Source organism: Paenibacillus sp. FSL F4-0097 (assembly GCF_038593125.1).
GTDB classification, from domain to species: Bacteria; Bacillota; Bacilli; order Paenibacillales; family Paenibacillaceae; genus Paenibacillus_AQ; species Paenibacillus_AQ odorifer.
On the sequence record NZ_CP151965.1, the window covers coordinates 891,259 to 913,700 of the forward strand.

The window sequence follows — 22,442 nt, forward strand, 5'->3', positions numbered from 1 at the left end:
AATAGCCATTCGACTGAAAAACAAAAGAAATTTTAATTACGAAAAAAGGACAGTTCCGGTAGGCACATTTTGTGCACTAGGAACTGTCTTTTGATGTCTACACAATTTATATACTTTTTAGGAGTTCCACTTTCTGTCTTCAGGCTCATAATGAAGAGACTAGGTTAAGAAGTAGCCCACAGTAAAGATCAGCGCAACAATAAAGTAATGAAGCCAGTTATTCCAACCGAAGACAAACTTACCGTTGAGCCAGCGGGAGATAAGACAGGTGAGAAAACCGATAATAAACCAAATGAAGTTAAGCGGTTTACATAAGGCATAAAGGGTGATGACGACTAACGTAATATGAGAAAGCAAAAACAAATAAATATAACCCACAGCAGATTTAGCGGAGCCCTTAATTAGAATCCCCACTGCCCCAAGCACACTAACCATTCCATACAAGATTATAAGGCTTGAACCTATCATTTGATGCACCCCCATTAATAAAATTAAACGTTGCGGGGTTAACCCCGTGTCAATTTATATTTGTATGGAGGAGGTTGTACTTTTGCGAATCGGTGAATTTATAGCCCTAACAGGAACTACGAAAGACACCATCAGACATTATGAGGATCTGGACTTGATTATGTCCAAGGGACCAGATGGTAAACGGATATATACAGAGCAGCATCTGGCAGATTATTTTGTCATTCAAGAGTTGAAAAGTTATGGAGTTATACTAAGGGATATCCAGTCTATTTTTAAATTGAAAAGGAGTTATGGGTGTGGCCATGCCGAGTTGATTAAGGAAGTAGGTGATTCTCTGAATCTTCAGCTGGACGGATTGAGACAAGAAGAATTGGAACTCCGTAATCGGATACGGATGCTTGAAAGGCTGGTCCAACAGATTGCTGAAATATAATCAATTGATTATATAAGTGTTTGGTTATATAATAAATCTGAAAATCAGATGAAGAAGGTGTTATTAGATTTGAAGGAATTGAAGGGCATGAATGATTTGACTCAGGGTCCTATTATGCCTACCTTAATGAAATTAACGCTTCCCATTATTGCGACGAATTTCATTTCCACAACTTATGGCCTCGTCGATATGATTTGGGTTGGAAGATTAGGAAGTGGTCCTGTTGCCGCGATTGGCACGGCGAGTTTTTTCATTAATCTAGCGATTGCATTGTCGACTATGATTACGATCGGTACAGGGATTAAGGTTGCGTTTTGTATGGGATCTGGCCAGATAGAGAAGGCTAAATCTTATATGAAAAACGGGTTTATGATGTCTATTTTATTAGGATTTCTCTATATGAGTTTAGTTCTGTTGACCAACAATCGGTTGATTGGTTTTTTTGATCTTGGAAGTGATGAAGTTGAACGGATGGCACGGCAATTTTTAATGATTTCGATCTTCGGGACGGTATTTTCCATCGTAAATACTTTGTTTGCCACACTCTTAAACTCGATGGGAAATAGTAAACAACCGTTTCAGATCTTCTCCATTGGTCTTATGGTTAATATTGTTCTTGATCCATTTTTAATTTTTGGCTGGGGCAGTTTTGAAGGTTGGGGAGTAGCGGGGGCAGCCACGGCAACATTGACAGCGAACATCTTAGTTACGGCTCTTTTTATCATAAAGACAAGAAAGTCAGAAATCATTTCGAACACATCAGCATGGGACAGTCGTCAAATGAAAGAAGTAATCCGTATGGGACTTCCGATCACAATCCAACGGGTCACCTTTACGCTCATATCGATCGTCATTGCTAAGATCATTGTACGTTTTGGGGCGGATGCGATTGCGGTGCAAAAAGTAGGGATTCAAATTGAATCTATTTCTTATATGACAATTGGAGGACTACAGGGAGCTATTGCTGCCTTTTTTGGTCAAAATTATGGAGCACGCCGATTGGACCGTATTGGGCAGGGCTATCGTAAGGCTTTGATCTTAACCTCCATCTTTGGCGTGATCATATCGCTTATATTTATCGCGTTCCCGCAGCAGCTATTTTCCTTATTTTTATCAGATCAGACAAGCCTGGAATTAGGCACTAATTATATGCGCATCATTGGTTACTCACAATTATTCATGTGTATGGAATTGATGACAGTAGGTGCTTTTAACGGTATTGGCCAAACCCATATCCCGCCGATCTTTAGTATTACATTTACAGCACTGCGAATTCCACTAGCCTTGATCTTATCCGGACCTTTTGGCTTGAGTGGGGTGTGGATGTCGATTGCTCTAAGCAGTGTGTTTAAAGGAGTTATTCTTGTGTTCTGGTTTAGAAGATCTTTATTCAAAATGAACAAACAGCAGGTAAACTACTAAGCAAAGGATGATCGTTGAAATGGCTTTATTAAATCGTAAACTCATACAGCTTCTGAGGGATAACCATTTGAATAAGGAGCTTTTTCACGGCGAATTTGGACTGGAAAAAGAAAATGTCAGAGTGGATCCAGAGGGAAGACTTGCGCTGACACCACATCCTAAAGCTTTTGGCAACAAAATGGAGAACCCGTATATTCAAACCGACTTCTCAGAGAGTCAAATTGAAATGGTCACCCCTTCTTTTGATTCTATTGATGAAACTTATAACTTTCTGGAGGCGTTGCAGGATATTGTGTCGCTTGAGCTCAAGGAAGAATATCTGTGGCCAAGTAGTAATCCTCCGAGGCTACCGAATGATCAGGACATCCCCATTGCCAAGATGGGTAATCCGATTGAGGATGAATACAGACATCAGCTAGCAGACAAATACGGTCGCAAAAGACAATTGCTGAGCGGAATCCATTACAATTTCTCTTTTGATGAACAATTTCTGAGACAGCTTCATGACATAGCAGATCCGCAGGTGAGCTTTAAAGAATTCAAAGACGCTACCTACTTAAAAATAGCCCGCAACCTATTGCGGTACCGTTGGCTTCTTATCTATTTAACAGGCGCCAGCCCTGTTTTTGATAAGACTTATATGGAACAATGTGTAGCTCGCGGGGAATCAGATGACGACAAAAGCTTTTATTATCAGAATATGAATTCACTGCGAAATAGCGAATGTGGGTATCGAAATGAAAAACCTCTTTATGTATCTTTTGCTTCGTTAAAGGATTATGTTCATGATTTACAAGCTTTGATCGAATCGGAAGAATTATTAAGTGTAAAAGAGTTTTATAGTCCGGTTAGAGTGAAGACAGCAAGAGGCAAACATCCTTTAGAGGAACTGATGCAAGATGGGATAGCTTATTTGGAGCTTCGGTTTATTGATCTGAATCCACTCTACAAAATAGGAATCGGCAAAGAAACGATGATTTTCATTCATCTATTTATCTTGTATATGCTGCTGAAGGAGGACGAACCGTTCGGAGTAGAGGATCAGAAGATGGCGAATCTTAATCATGATCAATTGATCATGGAGGGGATAAAGGGATGTTTGCATGATTACGGGGATTCATGTACAACGATGGAGCAACAGGCATTAACTTGTATTCATGAGATGCAGGATATGATCCAACTGTTGAACCCGGAGAATGAAGTGTTTTTGAACGTATTGCATGGAGCTAAGAATAAAATTGTAGAGCCAGACCGGAGTTTTGCAGCTATTGTGAAGTCGGAAGTTCAGCAATCCTCTTTTGTACAATACCATCTGAATAAAGCTAAACAATATGCTAAGGAAAGTCTTGCGAATGGATACCGTTTTGTGGGATATGAGGATCTGGAGCTATCTACACAGCTTCTTTTGAAGGCAGCGGTTAAACGTGGCATTAAGTTTCAATTGATCGATCGGGAAGAGAACTTTGTAGTGCTTACGCAAGGTGATCATAAAGAATATATTAAGCAAGCTACGAAGACCTCCCTTGATTCTTATAGTACGGTATTAATCATGGAGAATAAGATCGTTACGAAAGAAGTTCTTAAACAGCAAGGCATTCGGGTTCCCGCAGGAGAAGCTTTTCGAAATCTGGAAGAGGCAATGAATGCGCATAGCACTTACCGTAACAAGGCTATTGTGATTAAGCCCAAATCAACCAATTTTGGACTCGGCATTACTATTTTTACAGACGACTTCTCTAAAGAAGATTATCAAAAAGCTTTCGAAATCGCCTTCGAATTTGATCGAACTGTGCTACTAGAGGAGTTCATGACGGGAAAAGAATATCGTTTTCTTGTCATGGGTGATGAAGTAGTCGGAGTATTGCACCGGGTTCCTGCAAATGTGATTGGAGATGGGGTACATACGATTGAACAACTGGTGCACGAGAAGAATAAGGATCCGTTAAGAGGCCGCGGGTACAAGACTCCACTTGAGAAAATTCAGATCGGTGAAGCAGAAGCGATGTTCTTGAACAACCACGCTCAGGCTTGGAGTGATATTCCTCCATTAAACGAAGTCATCTATCTTCGGGAGAACTCTAATATTAGCACGGGTGGTGACAGCCTGGATTTTACGGATGAGATCCCAGATAGTTATAAGGCTCTGGCGATTCAAGCGGCTAAAGCTGCGGGCGCCACTTTTTGTGGAGTGGATATGATGATTGATGACATCAAGGAAGAATCCAATGCTACCAACTATAGCGTTATTGAGATTAACTTTAATCCAGCGATTCATATTCATTGTTATCCTTATAAAGGGAAGAACCGAAAGGCGGATGAACGGATTCTGGATCTATTATTTGGGGAATAAACAGAAGCTCAACCAGTACCTTTGGTTGAGCTTCTGTTTTTAAAGGGGTAATTGGCTTCCCACCCACTACATGTTCATGTTAGGAGTTACCCGCAGCTGCAACGCCACTAAAGTTTCTGGCTTGGACATTATTAAAGGGATCTGTTGCAGCTGCATTGGTGAAGATCTCTGCTGTGTACTGAATTTGACCTGTTGCGACAGCCGCTGGTGGTGGAATATCTACTGCTGTAAAACCGAAAGCTTCATTTTCTCTGCTGATCGCAACCCCAAATGTCGTGGTGAAAATGATCGTTCCGTTTCTGCGAACATTAACGGTATTGGTATTGAAAAGAGGATTGTTTTCTACTTTTAGAAATCCGGTCAAAAGTACGCGGACATTGCCTTGATTCTCAGCCGACACGCCTGCGGTCTGAATACCAATATCCCCAAAAACAAGGGGAGTCGCTGCTAGTGGAATAACTGCTGGTGTAGCATCCGAAGCAGCTTGGTTGGATAGTCTTAAATCTACAAACTGAATGGTCATATTATATTCACCTCCTAGAAATAGAATATGATAGAAGGAGAGTTAACTCTTGGATTTGCTATGTAATTCATCAGTTACCTACTTGCATGGCTTGATGATCAAGTGTTAAATGAAAGAAGGGTTAGAAGTTTAAGGAAAGGCGGGAGCTATTATCTAACATAGGAATAAGTCTAAAAGGATATTATTGATTTCATTGATGCTGTTGGCAGTAGTTATCATTGGTGCGGTGGTGCTTGGGGAACGCGGAGGAATAATGAGTAAATCCGAGAGCTCTTTCAAAAGTCCTGCTGAACCGTCGCCCCTTATTATTACACATGAGAATAGTACAGATGCTATAGAGAACTATGTCATTCTAAAGACGAGCTGGAATGGAGCGGACTATGATCGGGCTTCCTTTTACTATACGGCTTGGCATAGTGAACCTACGCTTCTAACGGGTCTGCGTCGCTTGAAACCAGGGGAGAAAATGCAGGTCGACTTTGGAGATTACGCACCGAGTGAAGTCACAATAAACATGGCCTATCTAACTGAGAGCTTTGATGAATCGCAGCTTCCAATTGTAGAAGTTCCTGTAACACTCGTGGAAGGGAAATATGAATTTGTGAACCCTCCAGCATCCACCAGTGATATTCCCACTTCGGGTCGCGTCTTTAGTGTTATAGCTAGATGGGGTGAGAACATCTGCGAATATGTCTTCGCCTCAGATGGCAAGTTTGATAACTATGAATATGATTTGTGAGGTTAGTCGAAGAGAAGAGATATTCTAAGGCCTGTTGGCTTTTAGAATATCTCTTTTTTTGTCTCGTTTTCTCTTGTGACACTCTTGTAACAGAGATTGGCTACGATAGGTTACGAGGTGAGAGAATGAAGAAGTTTAAAGGATTTATCGTATTGATTTTGTTGGCAGTCGTAGGATGCAGTGCAGCAACACCACAAGCAAATCATGAACCGGAGAAGGAGGTAAAGAAAGAGGTCAATGAGAAGATCGCTTTCTGGGATCAACAGCGAAAAGGAACAAATTTCATGAATTCCAAATCTATACCCGAAAATTATGATGCGGCGAAAGAAAATAATATAGAGTTCATTCGACTTGCGCCAGATAAATGGGCAAAAGATAGTGATTTTCTGTTTAACGATCAACCGGATGCTACTCCAGATAAAGACTTTTTAATAGGGAATGCAGATAAATACGAGGGGCTTGTTGAGGATGATTTTACAGCGTTAAAAGCAGACTTGGATGCAGCTGAGGCGCGGGGTTCAAAAGTAGTGCTGACAGCCCTTAGTCTGCCCGGAGATCGGTGGCGGCAGTTTAATAATTATACAAATGATGATCGAATCTGGAAGGATTTCAGTTATCATGAACAAGCGGCAACGTTTTGGAAGGATCTTGCGGAAAGATTAAAAGATCATCCTGCGGTGGTCGGCTATAATCTTATTAATGAGCCACATCCTGAACAAGCTACTGGATTTAATGATTTTTGGACAGAGGATTACAACGAATGGTATAGCTCAGTGGAGAATACTCCGGCGGATTTGAATCTTTTATATGAGACTATTGTGACAGCGATTCGAACCGTAGATACGGAAACCCCTATTATCGTCAATTCTGGTCTGTATGCTACACCATGGGCCTTTAAATATTTGAAACCCATCGATGATGCGAATGTATTATATGCTTTTCATATGTATGAACCCTACGAACTCACCAGCCAAAATAAGAAAAAAGGCTTAACCTATGAATATCCTGGAACGGTTAAAGTAGGTGAGGAGAAGACGGAAAAAGCATTTAATAAGAAAGCTTTAAAGGATTTTCTAGAACCTATCGCACAGTGGGCAGAAAAGAATAACATCCCTGCTAATCGTATTGTCGCTGAAGAATTTGGCACGAACCGGCTTGTAAAAGGTGCAGATCAATACTTGGCTGATTTAATCTCGATTTTTGATGATTACGGCTGGCACTGGGCGTTTTATGCGTTCCGGGAGGATACTTGGGATGGCATGGATTATGAACTTGGCATTGAGCCTCCAACCTGGGAGTATTGGGAAGCGATAGAGAAGGGTGAACAGCCTGATCGAAAGACAGTCGATAACCCGATATGGAACGTACTGACGAAGGGACTAGAGAAGTTGCAATAGCGTAGCATGAAAATATATGAAAAGGTGAAACCTGTAAAGGATTTCGCCTTTTTCTTCTGATAACTACAGCAAGGAGAATCTAAACTTTGAATATCTTAATTGCGGATGATGAGAAACATATGACCACTATATTGAAGACTTATTTTGAAAAAGAAGGCTATAACGTTTGGACAGCTGCGGATGGTGAGGAGGCGCTTGAGCTCTTTTTTTCGAATAGGATCGATCTTGTGGTGCTGGATTGGATGATGCCTAAGCGAAGCGGTCTTGAGGTCTGTAATGAAATCAAGAAGGTTAGTTTGGCTAAAGTTGTAATGCTGACCGCAAGGTCTTCCCATGATGATGAATTCAGTGCCTTGGATATAGGGGCAGATGAATATATAAGAAAACCATTCGACCCAAGGATTTTGATGCTTAGAATTAAAAAAATGCTAGGCACTGAAAAAGTGGCTGCGATTAGGGATTTAGAAATCGATTTTGAGCGGAAGAAAGTGTACAAGAATGGGGCCGAACTGGCGTTATATAAAAAAGAATTTGAATTGCTAACCTTCCTGTACGAGCATAAAGGGCGTATTTTATCCAGAGATGCCTTATTGTCTGCGGTTTGGGGAATGGATTATCTGGGCGAAGAAAGAACGGTAGATACGCATATTAAGAGGCTGCGCGATAAGATTGGGGCCGACCACGTGATCACGCATAGGGGAATGGGGTACAGCTTCCATGATAAAAATCCATAAAATAAGTACGAAGTTATTGATCATGGTGAGCATTATTTTGCTGATTGTTTTTGGTACGTCTTATTTCTTGCACAACTATTTCTCAGCAGATTATTACCTATACAAAATGAAAACCAAGATCAACACCATTTATGACGAAGTAAAGGATCTCCGTTTGGATCAACTCTTGGAAAATGAAAGCAGGATCGAGAACAATAATAACGTAACGATTGTTAGGGTTGAAAACAGTGGAAGTACAGCAGAAATTAACGAAAATATTCAATTTGCGTTGTTTAAAGATAAGGTGGCACTTAATAAATTTTGGATCACAGATGAGGTATTACAAAAAGTAAAACAAGGCAACACGGTTAATCTTTTATTTAATCAGGGTAAATTGAAATCGAGTCTGTTAACGAAAATATACGAGCAGGATAGCAGTCTGATCCTCATCGGAACTGTGGTTGTGCACAATACAGATGCCTTGACCCTCGTAAATCAATTCAGCTTTTACTCCATTCTACTGGGGATTATTATCAGTTTGCTGTTAGTGGCTTACTTTTCAAAAAAGATCATTACACCGTTAGAACAATTGCAGGATGTCGCAAAGGATATATCCAATCTCGATTTTAAACAAGTGACGATTCAAACGGGGGATGAAATCGAAGAGCTCTCGAAAAGCATCAATCATATGAGTCAGCGTCTAAAGAGCACCCATGCCAAATTGGAGGAGAAAAATCAAAGTTTAAATACCCTTATCTCAAGCATTTCGCATGAAGTGAAAACACCATTATCCTTAATCCAAGCATATACGATTGGCATTCAGGACGGTCTGGATGATGGCACGTATACGGATATCATTTTGGAGCAAGTGATGTATACGTCGGATATGGTGGATTATTTAATTAAATTGTCCAAGATCCAGAAGTCAGAAGTGCATAAAGAGCCTTTTGATCTTAAAGAGCTTCTGCTAAAAGTGATCTCACAATATAATATTACGTTAAAAAATAAAAACATAACCTTAATGAGCGACTTTCATTCGCTTGAATCCTCTATCGTTGAAGAAGATATCAGCCAAATCGAGATAGTATTCAACAACTTAATTAGTAATGCCATTAAGTATGGTGAAGAGGATTTTTTTGAAATAAAACTACGGAGTGACACTACGCGTACATTAAAATTTACGATCTCCAATAAAACCACTCGCCTAAAAACGGAGCATTTAGCGTATATCTGGGACCCATTCTATGTAATTGAAGAGTCTCGAAATAAAGAAATCTCCGGTACTGGACTTGGCCTGTCCATCGTCGCGGAGATTCTTGGCAAAAATGATCTGAAATACGAGTCCAGATTAGAGGACTCATATATTAGTTTTAGTATTTGGTTTGAAGTTAAGGAGGGAATTTTGGAACTGTAGGAGCGTTAGCGTTCGCCTGAAAGCTTTCCGAAGGAAAGCTCGCATCGGAAGCATAAGCTGTCTCCGGATGTTATCCGCTGATAGCGGTAAAATCAAAAACATCTGGAGACAACAGCGACCGAAAGTCCAACATTCCCGCAGTTACGCACAACACCATATTAAAGGTCTTTTCACCGCATCCATCGCAATATCATTAATTAAGCTTCAAAAGCGCCGCATTATCAATAAAAGTAGCTGTATTAAAAAGCAGCAAGACATCCTTGATGTCATTTTGAGCCATATAATCACTGATGTTTCCATTATAATAACGGATATCGATCACATGGATTTCAGGCACATGCTGAGTCAGGAAAGGAATAACGCTATGTGCATAGGAGTCTTTGATGACGAGCAGCTTTTCCTGTTTGACCGTTGTTGGATCAAGCTGGCTGGTAATTTTCATGAGCGCATGTACGCCCCCTAAGAAATAAGAGTACTTATCTTTTTTCGCCAGATAACTTGGGTCATACATACTTGTTAAAGTCTCACCGGTATCTTGAATGTACATTTGGGTGGATACCTCATGATTAGGTTTGTACATTTGAATGGAGTCAGGTGTGACCCCGATAAATTGCCCCCGGGTATGATAGCTCCCGAGAAATGAATTACTCACAGTCTGAATCTGGTATTCGCTCCGGGACAGAGGCTGCCAGCCCATGCTTTGAGCATAGGCTACATAAGCTAAGTAGGCACCGTAGGTTGTCCAGTGATGGTCGGTCCGATAGTAAATGGGTTCTGCGGCATGTGGGCTAAGAACATCAAATCCATTTATAAAAGTAAGGCTATCTCCTACATCCTTAGCTATTGTTTGATTCACCTCAGCTTGCGAGTAGACAGGAGCTAACCAGGGTAGACGTTCCTTGTACAAGCCAACCGATGTAGGTGCCAATAAGAAAGTGGTGTTTGCATCAGGATTGTTATCGGCAAAGCGTTTCACAGCTGCTGCATATTGCTGAACTTTAGTGTAATCAGGTGCTGCAAATTTTTCGAAAAGATAGCCGTCTTTTCCCTTATAGATTCCGTTATTCTCTTGCTGCAGCCTCATCTGTTCCACCGCCGATTTCACCCATACCCATTTGGCCCGAAATGGAAAATGATCGGTTACAAAGCTTTCGGCCTCTTCCGCATAGGTGTGGGATAATAAATTGTCCCATGTCAGATGGGGTGCCTTTTGCAAATACCGGTTCTCAAGCTCAGAGAAACGCTGAACAGGCAGTAAGAAAAAAAGGATAGCGACCAGAAATAACGTTGCAGCAAATCCCCCAACCAGGATTCGATCCGTCTTCAGCTTCATAAACAATCACCCCCTAATGGTTAGAATCGGAAATATAAAAATGGATTAAAGGTTGCATCTACTAAGTAGGCTACAGATAGGAAAAATAACACGCCATACCAAACAAGAGCAGGAACCGATCTAGAATCCATCCGCTTGGAGAGCTTCACAGGTGTAGAGGCAAAGGTTAACACCACGAGTAGAATCGCGTTCGTGTAAGTGAAGTATAAAGTGGTATTATTCCATAACGGCTGTCCATTAAAGCCAAGCATCGCTTGTAAGTAGCCAATGACCAGAGGAAGTTCTTCAAAAGCGAATAAGACCCATCCGATGAGTATAAGTACTACAGCATATAAATGTCTTGTCCAACGGGGGAGGTGGCTTAATAGCTTTAATCCCCACCATTTTTCAAAGATAAGAATGACCCCGAAGTATAATCCCCAGAGCAGAAAATTCCAGCTTGCCCCGTGCCAGATACCCGTGAGCAGCCATACGATGAGGATGTTGCGCACTTGAACGCCTAACCCCCGGCGGTTGCCTCCAAGCGGGATGTAGACATAGTCACGAAACCAACTGCTAAGGGAAATATGCCATCTCCGCCAGAAGTCAGTAATACTCTGAGAGATATAAGGTTTGTTGAAGTTCTCGTTAAAGCGGAAGCCGAACATGAGACCGAGACCGATAGCCATATCCGAATACCCGCTGAAGTCAAAATAGATCTGAAAAGCAAACGCAATAATCCCAAGCCAAGCGGTTAAAGCAGGCAGGGAATCTAGGTTGGAGCTGGATATGGTGTGCCAGAGCAGACCGATGTTGTTGGCGAGCAGTACTTTTTTGGCTAATCCGATTATGAATCTCCGTACACCTTCTGCGAACATGGGGATATCGACCGAACGTTCACGTAGTTGCCCGGCAATGGTGTTATATTGAACAATCGGACCTGCTACTAACTGTGGAAACAGCGCTACGAATGTACCGAAATCAATCCAATTGCGTTGTGCTTTCGAAGTTCCTCTATAGACGTCAATAATATAGGACATGGATTGAAAAGTATAAAATGAAATCCCAATAGGTAAAGGTAAATCCGTTAAAGGAATATGTGTACCGAGGAGTCCATTTATATTTTGGATGAGAAAATCTGCGTATTTAAAATACGACAATAAGCCTAGATTAATAATGACGGAACTAACCACAATCCACTTGCGCTGCACCGCAGTCAGCTTTGGTCTGCTGAGCAGTAGACCAAAGCTGTAATCTGTAATGGTGGACAGCAACATGATTACAATGTAGACAGGTTCGCCCCAAGCATAAAAAACCAGGCTGCTTAAAAACAATATGAGGTTTTTGATTCGCCAGGGCGAAACATAATAGAGCGCTAGGACAGCCGGCAGGAATAGGAATAGGAAAAGTAGGCTGCTGAATACCATGGTTATTTATTTTTCTGTGAAGTAAGTATCGAAGTCTGCTACGAGTTTATCTTGATCCGCAGGATCAGCAATAACGAACAGGAAATAGTTACCCTTTTTAATAAGTTTATAGTTCTTGGCATTTTCGTATTGATCAGGCAGATAGGTTTCGAATTGTTTTTGAACATCTGTTGCACGCGCTTTAATTGCATCCTCAACAGTGGTCATATCTTTTACATCTTTAACTTTCAGAACGGCGATTTCGTTAGTTTTCACATTCATCATAGGCATTCTAATGCTATAATCTTCAAGCAATTCTGGGTTGAGATGATATAGCTGTTCGACTGTAGCCGCATCAAGCTCCATTAATGATGGCTGCTCAACTTTGCTCAGCATTTGATCGACCATTTCTTTTGCAGTTAGATTCGTTTCAATGGCAGCTCCATTGTTACTGTTGTTGCTGGAACAGGCGCCAAGCACCACACTTAGTACAATGGTTAACGCTAGCATGAAGGTATGCTTTTTCAACTTAGGTCACTCTCCTTGATGTATTGTCTGAATTTCTCTAGTTACTAACGTATATAGTCGATAGAATGTTGCGCTGGATACTTACTTCGGATACTTTACCCATATTTTTGCGGAAATATGATATTCACATGAATTCATGCAAAGATCTTCCTCTCTTAGCTTGCGCAATGGTTGGTTATACTGTTACTGTAAGATAGATAGTTTTTAATAGAAGGGGATTGAACGGAATGATCGAAGAACTGAACAATGAACTACCGGAGAATTATGAGGAATTAAAGAAAGCTGCCAACCGCTCTGCGGATTGGAGAGCACGTCTAGAAGCAGTTGAAGAGCTGGGACAGACCAACCACAAACAAATTATCGATATCCTGACGCGTTTAATGGAGAGCGATCCTGTATATACAGTTCAAGAAGCTGCTTACCTTAAGCTGAAGGCTTTTGGTGAAGACGTTAAGGTGCCATCGAAGAACAAGCCTGAACTAGTTAAAGGCGTATCCAAGATCCTGCTGAGAATTAAAAAGAGCCTGCCAAGAGATCATTCTTACGAGGACTTCAAAGAGAAGCTGAAGAAGATGAGAGTTGACGTGTACGACGCTTATGAAGGTGAAAAAGGCGCTGACTTCGATACATGGCTGATGAAGATGTGGACTTCTGCGAATAAGTAAAGGATGACAATATGCACACCAATAAATTGACAGAACAATTTCAAGAATACCTTAAGCTGTCCGCAGAATTACGCCCTGATTATATTGCCAGCTTGGGCAAGGGCGGTAACGAAGCAAAGATTACGGCAGTTTTGCTGGAGACTCCTGAACTGCTGAAAGCTATTTATAGCACTGTCTCAGGGACAAGCAGTGAGGAAGAGGAACCAAGCCTTATCGAATTTATTCCAGGGTACCGCCTGATTCATATGGATGAATATGAAGAGGAGATGAAGGTATTAGCTGGGATATTGGAGGAAAAAGGTCAACATCCTGATGGAGTTATCTTGCCTATCTTAACGAACTATGGCAGTGATTTCATTTGTTATTATAAGTCTGCCGATGGCGTGGAACAGGTATGTGACCTGCTTCATGATTTCGGCGATTTAATTGTGATGTATGATTCGCCCGATAAATTCTTGGAGACCTTATGCGAGTTCTACAAGCAGGAGGTTTATTTCCTGGATGAAGAGGGCTACCTCGATTGCGATTTAGTATTAGAAGGCGAAGTTGGCGCGTCGCTGAACCCGGATGCGAAATATTGGTCCGAGTAACGACCTGATGCCAAATAAATAAGAGCAGCAGTCCATTTATGGACTAGCTGCTCTTTATTTTTTAATAAGGTGAATTTTATGGCTATGTTTATTCCTGCGCAGCTTGGTTCTCCTGTTCACGAAGCTCTACTCGCCGTATTTTACCGGAGGTCGTCTTCGGAAGATCCTGAATAAACTCGATTTTGCGCGGATATTTATAAGGGGCTGTCCACTCTTTAACATGGGATTGCAGCTCTTTTACAAGCTCTGGTGAACCAACAATCTCATCCTTGAGCACGATAAATGCTTTAACAATGTGCCCACGGATCTCGTCTGGACTGGCTACGACCGCACATTCCTTAACGGAGGCATGCTTCATCAATGCTTCTTCTACCTCGAAAGGACCGATAGTGTAACCTGAGCTAATGATAATGTCATCCCCACGGCCCTCGAACCAGAAATAACCATCTTCATCTTTTTTTGCCCGGTCGCCGGTTATGAAGAATTCGCCGTGTGTGGAGCTTTCTTTTCTACCGGGATCTTTGTAATAAGTGTGGAACAGGGCTGGCATACTCAAATGTACGGCAATATCACCAACCACTCCAGCAGGTAGTGGCTTACCGTCTTCGTCCACAACCTCGACTAAGCCGGGTGCGATTGATTTACCCATAGAACCAATGCGTATTGGAGTATCTTTGAGTGTTCCGATAATTAGGGTGCTCTCCGTCTGGCCGTACCCATCACGGATTGTGATATCGAACTCACGCTGAAAGGTGTTAATGACCTCTTGATTTAATGGCTCTCCAGCAGATACTGCACAACGCAGGGTAGACAAGTCGTAACGACCTAAGTCTTCTGTTTTAGCCATTAGACGATATTCCGTTGGGGTGCAGCATAATACTTGAATTTTGTGATCCTGCAATAGCTGCAAATATTTTTTGGGATGAAAGGATCCACTATATACAAAACCTGTAGCTCCGTTGCCAAGAACGGTTAAGAAGGGACTCCAGATCCACTTTTGCCAGCCGGGAGCTGCTGTTGCCCAGACGGTGTCAGATCCTTGAATATCCAGCCATTGAGGTGAGGTGATCCGCAAGTGAGCATAACCCCAGCCATGACTATGAACGACCGCTTTAGGGTTGCCGGTAGTACCTGAGGTGTAGGCGAGAATAGCCATATCATCCCGGCGGCTTGCGACTGCTGTGAAGGTATCTGGTTGGCCAACCATCAGACTTTCTAGATCCAGCCAGCCTTCACCGAGTTCGTCTGAGCTGCCAGATACGGAAAGACGGTAATCGAGAGCAGGAAGATCCTCTGAGATTTTATTAACTTCCCCGGTTACTTCGGACCAAGCAATAACCGCTCTGGCTTCAGAATGGCGCAGGCGGTAGGATAAATCTTTGGCACGCAGCATTTCTGAGGATGGAATGATGGCAAGTCCTTGTTTCAGACAAGCTAAATAGATGACATAAGCGATGATGCGGCGTGGAACCATAACAAGAACACGATCCCCTTGTTGCAGCCCAAGCTTCGCAAGTCCTCCGGCCAGCCGGTTAGCTTGTTTGCGTAATTCACCGTAAGTAATTTCCTCATAATCTCCTTGCTCATTTAACCACTTAAGCGCAATCTTCTCAGGAGCATGGCTTTCCATTTCCGAAGTGAGATTGTAGAACTCAGGTGCGATCCATTGCTGATTATCCAATATGAACCTCTCCTATATCAAACAAGATGTGTATAACTGTTCTATTTAGTATATCACGTTATCCTAGTACCAGGTACTAGTACCTTGAGTTCTTAATGAATTTCGGGTTAAGATAATATGTGTAAGGTATACTTATAATAGACCACAAATCCAGAAAGTGAGAACTTATGTTATGAATCACACAACTTTTGATGAAATATTCGCTATTATGGAAGCCTCATTTCCTACTTCTGAGATCAGAACCTTTGAGGGACAACAGGAGTTATTGGACGTTCCAGATTATCGTCTCATTACCGAGATGAACTCTGAGGGTAAAATTGTTGCTTTTATGGCCTGCTGGGAGTTTCCCGGCTTTCGTTTTGTAGAACATATAGCAGTCGACCCAAGCATTAGAGGCGGAGGAATTGGCAAAAAGCTGATGACTGAATACATCAGTCTATCTAACAAGCCTGTCCTTTTGGAAGTTGAGCGGCCACTGGGTGAAATGGAGCAGCGGAGAATTGGCTTTTATGAGCGGCTGGGCTTTCATTTGAACCCTTACGATTATGTGCAACCTCCTTTGCGTGAAGGAAATGAAGACTTACCACTCTTAATTATGACTTACCCTAACCCTGTTGATGAAGAAGAATTCCAACTTTATAGAGAAATTTTATATTCAGAAGTGTATAAGGTTACAACTCCGTATCAAGGTTAAAGCTCTCAGCAATCCGTTAAATCCTTATGGGATAAGCGGGTTGCTGTTTTTTTTATACAAACCAGAGCTCCAGATGAATAGTTTCTTTACAAATTGGGTACAAGTTAAATACAACTTAGAGACATATTCTTTTAAAACTTGAGCTAAAGTAAAAACCGAGATTGATCTTCTAAGGAGGCATAACATATGAAAAGTAAAAAGTTCATTATAGCAACGATGGTATTTGGGATGGCAATCACAGGTTCAGCTGGTGTGTACGCGGGAACTAAGCTGCAAAAAATCACCGCATATCTTAATCACAGCATTGGATTTAAAGTGAATGGTGCAGCTTATACGCCTGTTGATAATAAAGGTAACACATTAGCTCCGATTACTTATAACAATACAACCTATCTTCCTGTACGTGCCTTGGCTGATGTGTTGAAGGTGCCAGTGACTTTTGATGCGGCAGCGAATCAGGTCATTCTGGGTACTGGAACTGTGGTGCCGGATAAAGATACATTAACACCAGTACAGTACAGCAACGCTCAAAAAGAACAAATTTCTAAAGCTTTTGCAAATTTCGATGGGTTTAAAACGGTTTATGCACCAGCACAAATGGTGAGTGGAGACGCTTATCAAAAGGCAGCTAGCTCTGAAGATGGAGTGTACTTTTTGTTCAACCATATGAGGGTGAACGTTTCTCCACGTGACTACTCCTATGATTACAAAGGCGATACCATAAAGCTTTCCAATGGTACAGAAGCTAAGTGGTACAGCCCTACCAGCGATTCATTGTTTTTGACCTATAAACTGGATGATCGTTTTGTGACGATTAGTTCTCCAGACAAGGCTTTGAGCAAGGCGCAATTAGAGAAGGTAGCAGTGAATGTGGTGAAATGGAGTAAATAACTCCTTTAAAAGCAAAGCTCAATTTACAAAAAGTAAAGCAGCAAGTCACTCCGATCCGGGAGGGCTTGCTGCTTTTTTTGTTTTCGTGTCCGCGTGTTCTATTTACTGTGCTGTTTATTAGGCAGCTTTTGGCTTGGTGTTCCTTTACCGTGATTCTGTTTGTTCTTTTCTGCTTTCTTCTGGGTGTCGTGTACTTTGTCTACAAAAGCTTGAGTATCATCCATGTTTGTCCTCCTTGATCATAACCTTGCCGTTACTGTAACCACTTTTGCCTGATTAAATACACAAGCCGTTTTTACAAACTAGTGGATTAATCCGTACATTGTGAAAATATTTAGTAGTTACTATGAATGGATGCAAGCATTTCATAATAACAGTAAGGGAGACTGATTATGAACAGGTTATTTAAACAAGCAGTATCCATGACACTAGCCTTCGTTATGGTACTGGGACTTACATTTACAGGAATGCCAGCTTTTGCAGAAGACAGCAATGAGGATGCTGGATTACTGCAATTACAAACGCTAGAGCCAATTACACTACTGGCGGGCAATTCTACATGGAAATATCTAGATAACGGAACGGATCAAGGTTCGGTATGGCGGTCTGTTTACGATGATTCTACATGGGCATCAGGCCAAGCGCCGCTTGGTTATAAAGATTCTGGGGCCGGAGTCAGCAGCAAGCAATTTGGTGCTCTGAATACAAATATAAGCTACGGCTCGGATAAAAAGAAGAAATATCGTACTTCCTATTTCCGGACAAATGTAACTGTGAATAAGGAAGAGATTACGGAATCGGATAAAGTATTAGGTAATTTTGCATTTGATGACGGAGTTGTGCTGTATCTGAATGGTGCAGAAATCTACCGCGAGGCTATGCCAGCTGGTGAAATCGACTATCAGACACTTAGTACAACTAATGGCAGTGATCCAAATGAGTATACAAAGGTTGACCTAACGGAAATCGTAAAAGCCAATCTGAAGGATGGAAGTAATGAGCTTTCAGCTGAAGTTCACCAGACGGGAGACACTAGCTCTGACCTTTATTGGGATATGAGCCTGATTGCTTATCCTGTAGTGGAGACAGTAGAACCTGGAGTTGGGAAGCCAGATTCTATCGCAATTACTTTTAATGGCAACCCGCAGACTAGTATGGGATTTAACTGGTATGCACCTGAAAGTGTGACTGGCACCAAACTGGAAGTGGTAGAAGCTTCTAAATTGGAGAATGGCCAGTTTCCAGCGGCAGGAGCTCAATTGTATGAAGGAACATCCGTTACAACTAGTGTGTATATGACAAAAGCGGATAAATCAGCTAAAAAACCACTTGTGCTAACCAGCCATAAGGTAATAGCGGATCATCTGCAGCCGGGAACGGAATATGCTTACCGTGCTGGAGATGGACAAGCTGATAATTGGAGCGACGTAGGAACTTTTAAGACAGAACGTTCCAGCAACCAAGCTTTTAAATTCCTATATACAACGGATTCCCAAGGAACAACTGAAGAAGATTTTGATATCTGGAATCATACCCTTCAAGAAGGATTAGCTAAATTCCCGGAAAGTGAGTTTATTCTGAATTCTGGTGATTTGGTGGATAACGGTGATATTGAGGAGCAATGGGGATGGTTTTTCAATAAGCCTAAGGATATTTTAGCGAATATTCCGTTGGTGCCTTTGGTAGGCAACCATGAAAGCAAAAATTATAGCAATTATAGCTCTCATTTTAACTTGCCGAATGTATCGAATACAGGTGCGAAACCTGATGGTTCTGTATATTCTTTTGACTACGGTTCAGCGCACTTTATGGTAATTAATACAGAATATTATGGTGCAAGCTCGAATCTTGAGAATAACGAAATTTACAATAAACAAGTGGAGTGGCTTCGGAGCGAAGCGGCAAAAAGCAATCAGAAATGGAAGGTTGTGCTTCTGCATAAATCTCCTTATTCCGTTGCCAATCACACCAATGATACAGATGTACTCTTTTACAGAGCGCAATTAACGAAGGTGTTTGATGAGCTTGGTATCGACATGGTAATTGGCGGGCATGACCACACCTTTGCTAGAAGCTATCAGATGTACAACAACAAGCCATTGACGGATATTGTTCCGGACTCAAACGGAGTAGTAACTGATCCTAAGGGTACTTTATACCTGATTACAAATGCAGCGGGCAATAAGAAATACAACGTAGCTTCAGGAACATTCCCTTTTGCAGCTAAATACGGACAGCCTGGCAAGGAAATGTTCACGGGGATGACGGTAACGAATGATGAGCTATCTTACGAAGCCTACACCACAACAACTGGTGGTTCTACAGACTTGTATGATAACTACAGCATTCATAAATCGGAAGTAGCAGTTAAACCTGTGCAAAATGCAAAGGCTACTGCAGCAGATGGTGGTAAAATAACGTTGACTTGGGATGCGCCAGCTTCCGGTGCACCAGTGTCTGGATATCGAATTTATGAGCAAAATGATCTGGTATCCGCAAATTGGATGGTCAGTGTTCCTAATGAAGAAGGTAAAACTTCTTATACTTACACTGTAGAAAATACTAATCCAAACCAAACCTATCAATTTGTTATCAAAGCTGTAAGTGAAAGAACAAATTCAGAAGCTGCTATCGCTTCAACGGATTCGATTAAAAAAGTTACAGTTACCTTTAATGGCGATCCAGTGAGTGCAAAAGGATTCACTTGGTACACAGCGTTGAAGTCTACTGGAAACGATCTGCAGGTTGTAGAAAATACGGGCGTTACTCCAGACTTTGCTAAGGCTGCTGAGTTTACAGGACGTTCGGCGGTTTCCAGAAATTCAAAGGATGAATTAGTTCATAAAGCGGAAGCTTCTGGCCTGAAAGCTGATACAAAATACTACTTCCGTGTAGGTGATAAAGCACTAGGCCTGTGGAGTGCAGTGGGAACTTTTGAAACTGCCGCTAAGACAGGAGCATTTACTTTCATCGATTTGGCTGATACACAGGCTAAGACCGAAGATGAAGCGATTCTTTCCGGTGAAACGATGGCAAAAGCACTTACGACGTTCCCGAATGCTGAGTTTGTGGCGATTAACGGAGATATCGTAGATACCGGAACTAATGAATCACAATGGAATTGGTTGCTTGGTCATTCGCAGGATACCCTGCTTAACACGACCATCGTGCCTGTTGCGGGGAATCATGAGGATAAGGCAAATGCCTTCTATGAGCACTACAATATTAAGGAAGCACCGGGCTCTGCAACAGAAACTGGAGCATATTATTCCTATGACTACAGCAATGCTCACTTTGTAGTCCTGAATACAAATGAGAATTCCGATGAATTTGCTAACTTCAGCCAAGCACAGTTGGATTGGATGAAGGCTGACGTAAAAGCAGCGAAGGCTGCTGGTGCGAAGTGGATTATCGTAGCTATGCATAAAGGTCCATACACAACCTCTAACCATGCTACTGACAAAGACATTATGGGTACAAATGGAGAAAGAGCGAAGGTTGCTCCAATGATGGCTGAACTGGGCATTGACTTGGTTCTTCAAGGACACGACCATATTTATGCCCGGACCAAGCCAATTAAAGCTGATGGAACTGCGGCAGACACAGTGAAGATCAAGGAAAGCTTCAATGGTCAAACTGTAGAGTACACAGTAAATCCAGATGGAACGATCTATCTGATCCCAGCTACAGCGGGAGCGAAGGTTTATTACAAGAACATGAAACCAGAATTGGGAGATGCGTACTATAATCTCTTCGAAGTAGCAAATGAGAATACAGCAGCTAAATACGGACCGGACCCAAGTGATGCTACGCGTCCAAAACGCGGTCAAGTTCAGACCTTTGTAGGTATTACTGTAGATGCTGGTAAATTAACAGCTGTATCTTATGAGATCGATCAGAATATTAATGATGCTAAACCGTACGTTCTGGAAGAGTTCGGTATTATTAAAGAAGCAGATCCGGAAGTAAATCCAACACCAGAACCGACAACAACGCCGACAACGGAACCGACAACAGCGCCAACGACGGAACCGACAACAGCGCCAACGACAGCACCAACAGCAGCACCAACAACAGGATCATCAACAGGTCCAGTGGCAACAACAAAACCGACAGCAACACCAACGCCAACAGTAGCACCAACAGCTACACCAGCACCAACAACGGTGCCTACACCATCTGCAACGCCAGTAGTCAAACCATCATTGACGGATACTGGCAGCCATTGGGCAGCAGCGGCTATTGAGAAGGCAGTAGCAGGAGGCTTCGTTAGCGGTTATCCGGATAATACTTTCCGTCCTAATCAGAAAGTAAATCGGGTTGAATTTATCACTATGCTGGCTCGTGCCCTGCAATTGCCGGACAGTGGTAACACTTCAAGCTTTAAGGATTCAGCGAAGATTCCGGCATGGGCTAAGTCCTTTGTAGCTCAGGCAGTAGCTTTGCAAATTATCAGCGGCTATGACGATGGTACCTTCCGTCCTACGCAGGAGCTTACTCGCACTGAATTAGCAGTTATGGTTGTTAGGGCTCTGGGCATTACAGTAGATCCAAAAGCGACCTTAACCTTCAATGATGCTAAGGATGTACCCGCATGGGCAGTACCATATATTGCGGCAGCAGCAGACGCGGGCATTGTGAATGGCATAGGACAAAACCGTTTCGCACCTAACCAGGTAGCGTCCCGGGCCGAAGCAGTAACAATCATTCTGAACTTGCTTGAGAAGCAAGGAAAGTAACTAAATCGGATGGTTTGAAAAAAGATTGCCTCAAGGTCATCGTTGATGACGGAGAGACAATCTTTTTTTCGTAGCTGGGTAGTCTGAGGGAGGGCGGCGATACGGCGGAGTGGCGTGAAAGAGGGGCAAAAGTGCCTCTGATTTGAGCGAATACGGCGGAGTGGCGGAGATAAGAGGCAAAAGAGGCCACGCTTCTTTATCCTCTTTATATTTTCAACCAACATATGTTTAACAACCCACTCATTGCCAGGATATCGATCCCTGCTGGCGCGATAATCTTTAATTTATCCAGCATATCTTTAATTTTGCGGCTATTTGTAAGGAAAGATCTGGGTTAGATTAGGGTGGACTAATCAAAGTAAGACAGGGGGGTGCCGACAAATATGAATGCGCTTGCACATATGTGGTTGGATACAGAATGTGCAGGCAGAAGAGGGTAGGAGCGGCAGAGGGACGGGATAACAGAAGTAATCT

19 protein-coding genes are annotated in these 22,442 nt (G+C 42.2%); 12 read left to right on the forward strand and 7 right to left on the reverse strand.

Going from position 1 to position 22,442, the window contains the following annotated elements; translation table 11 throughout:
- Positions 1-159: 159 nt before the first annotated feature.
- Positions 160-468 carry a hypothetical protein gene (locus MHH86_RS03875; RefSeq protein WP_076098680.1) on the reverse strand — a complete coding sequence of 103 codons (309 nt, stop codon included), beginning with the start codon at positions 466-468 and terminating at the stop codon, positions 160-162.
- 82 nt (positions 469-550) lie between these two features.
- On the opposite strand from MHH86_RS03875, the gene MHH86_RS03880 reads away from it, so the two are divergent.
- From MHH86_RS03880 to gshAB, 3 genes are read left to right on the forward strand one after another with little or no spacing between them, the layout of a single operon-like run.
- Positions 551-904 carry a MerR family transcriptional regulator gene (locus MHH86_RS03880; RefSeq protein WP_036684898.1) on the forward strand — a complete coding sequence of 118 codons (354 nt, stop codon included), beginning with the start codon at positions 551-553 and terminating at the stop codon, positions 902-904.
- A 48-nt stretch (positions 905-952) separates the two neighbouring features.
- The gene (locus tag MHH86_RS03885) at positions 953-2,326 is read left to right on the forward strand and encodes an MATE family efflux transporter (RefSeq protein WP_249267769.1); all 1,374 of its coding nucleotides are present in this window, start codon (positions 953-955) and stop codon (positions 2,324-2,326) included.
- Positions 2,327-2,345: 19 nt separating this feature from the next.
- On the forward strand, positions 2,346-4,676 hold the full coding sequence (gene gshAB / locus MHH86_RS03890; RefSeq protein ID WP_076215472.1) for a bifunctional glutamate--cysteine ligase GshA/glutathione synthetase GshB: 2,331 nt from the start codon (positions 2,346-2,348) through the stop codon (positions 4,674-4,676).
- A 79-nt stretch (positions 4,677-4,755) separates the two neighbouring features.
- Here gshAB and MHH86_RS03895 read toward each other — a convergent pair whose 3' ends face one another.
- On the reverse strand, positions 4,756-5,199 hold the full coding sequence (locus tag MHH86_RS03895; RefSeq protein WP_036684901.1) for a hypothetical protein: 444 nt from the start codon (positions 5,197-5,199) through the stop codon (positions 4,756-4,758).
- A gap of 202 nt (positions 5,200-5,401) precedes the next feature.
- On the opposite strand from MHH86_RS03895, the gene MHH86_RS03900 reads away from it, so the two are divergent.
- The 4 genes from MHH86_RS03900 (at position 5,402) to MHH86_RS03915 (ending at position 9,462) form a co-directional block, all read left to right on the forward strand.
- Positions 5,402-5,938, forward strand: coding sequence for a hypothetical protein (locus tag MHH86_RS03900; RefSeq protein WP_147614405.1), 537 nt, complete (start codon positions 5,402-5,404; stop codon positions 5,936-5,938).
- Positions 5,939-6,063: 125 nt separating this feature from the next.
- Entirely contained in the window at positions 6,064-7,335 is a 1,272-nt protein-coding gene (locus MHH86_RS03905) for a cellulase family glycosylhydrolase (RefSeq protein WP_036684904.1), read from the forward strand.
- 86 nt (positions 7,336-7,421) lie between these two features.
- Positions 7,422-8,069 (forward strand): response regulator transcription factor, encoded by a 648-nt coding sequence (locus tag MHH86_RS03910; RefSeq protein WP_038568790.1) that lies wholly within the window; start codon positions 7,422-7,424, stop codon positions 8,067-8,069.
- Positions 8,070-8,091: 22 nt separating this feature from the next.
- Positions 8,092-9,462 (forward strand): HAMP domain-containing sensor histidine kinase, encoded by a 1,371-nt coding sequence (locus MHH86_RS03915; protein WP_342479646.1) that lies wholly within the window; start codon positions 8,092-8,094, stop codon positions 9,460-9,462.
- A 193-nt stretch (positions 9,463-9,655) separates the two neighbouring features.
- Here the strand turns inward: MHH86_RS03915 and MHH86_RS03920 are convergent, their stop codons facing one another.
- From MHH86_RS03920 to MHH86_RS03930, 3 genes are read right to left on the reverse strand one after another with little or no spacing between them, the layout of a single operon-like run.
- Positions 9,656-10,795: a DHHW family protein gene (locus MHH86_RS03920; protein WP_076142145.1), complete on the reverse strand. Its 1,140-nt coding sequence runs from the start codon at positions 10,793-10,795 to the stop codon at positions 9,656-9,658.
- A 20-nt stretch (positions 10,796-10,815) separates the two neighbouring features.
- A complete protein-coding gene (locus tag MHH86_RS03925) occupies positions 10,816-12,201 on the reverse strand; it encodes an MBOAT family O-acyltransferase (protein WP_036684909.1) in 1,386 nt (461 codons plus the stop codon).
- A gap of 6 nt (positions 12,202-12,207) precedes the next feature.
- Positions 12,208-12,708, reverse strand: a complete 501-nt coding sequence (locus MHH86_RS03930) for a DUF4358 domain-containing protein (protein WP_036684911.1) — start codon at positions 12,706-12,708, stop codon at positions 12,208-12,210.
- A gap of 227 nt (positions 12,709-12,935) precedes the next feature.
- On the opposite strand from MHH86_RS03930, the gene MHH86_RS03935 reads away from it, so the two are divergent.
- Together MHH86_RS03935 and MHH86_RS03940 are read left to right on the forward strand one after the other, a co-directional pair.
- Positions 12,936-13,373 (forward strand): HEAT repeat domain-containing protein, encoded by a 438-nt coding sequence (locus tag MHH86_RS03935; RefSeq protein ID WP_036684913.1) that lies wholly within the window; start codon positions 12,936-12,938, stop codon positions 13,371-13,373.
- Between the two features lie 11 nt (positions 13,374-13,384).
- On the forward strand, positions 13,385-13,963 hold the full coding sequence (locus MHH86_RS03940) for an SMI1/KNR4 family protein (RefSeq protein ID WP_036684915.1): 579 nt from the start codon (positions 13,385-13,387) through the stop codon (positions 13,961-13,963).
- 88 nt (positions 13,964-14,051) lie between these two features.
- On the opposite strand, the gene MHH86_RS03945 is transcribed toward MHH86_RS03940, so the two are convergent.
- A complete protein-coding gene (locus MHH86_RS03945) occupies positions 14,052-15,647 on the reverse strand; it encodes an AMP-binding protein (protein ID WP_036684916.1) in 1,596 nt (531 codons plus the stop codon).
- 169 nt (positions 15,648-15,816) lie between these two features.
- Between MHH86_RS03945 and MHH86_RS03950 the strand changes: the two genes are divergently transcribed.
- Entirely contained in the window at positions 15,817-16,338 is a 522-nt protein-coding gene (locus MHH86_RS03950; protein WP_036684918.1) for a GNAT family N-acetyltransferase, read from the forward strand.
- 186 nt (positions 16,339-16,524) lie between these two features.
- The gene (locus MHH86_RS03955) at positions 16,525-17,229 is read left to right on the forward strand and encodes a hypothetical protein (RefSeq protein WP_036684919.1); all 705 of its coding nucleotides are present in this window, start codon (positions 16,525-16,527) and stop codon (positions 17,227-17,229) included.
- 98 nt (positions 17,230-17,327) lie between these two features.
- Here MHH86_RS03955 and MHH86_RS03960 read toward each other — a convergent pair whose 3' ends face one another.
- Entirely contained in the window at positions 17,328-17,453 is a 126-nt protein-coding gene (locus MHH86_RS03960) for a DUF4023 domain-containing protein (RefSeq protein ID WP_051491363.1), read from the reverse strand.
- A 168-nt stretch (positions 17,454-17,621) separates the two neighbouring features.
- On the opposite strand from MHH86_RS03960, the gene MHH86_RS03965 reads away from it, so the two are divergent.
- Positions 17,622-21,968: an S-layer homology domain-containing protein gene (locus MHH86_RS03965; RefSeq protein ID WP_051491364.1), complete on the forward strand. Its 4,347-nt coding sequence runs from the start codon at positions 17,622-17,624 to the stop codon at positions 21,966-21,968.
- Positions 21,969-22,442 lie beyond the last annotated feature (474 nt).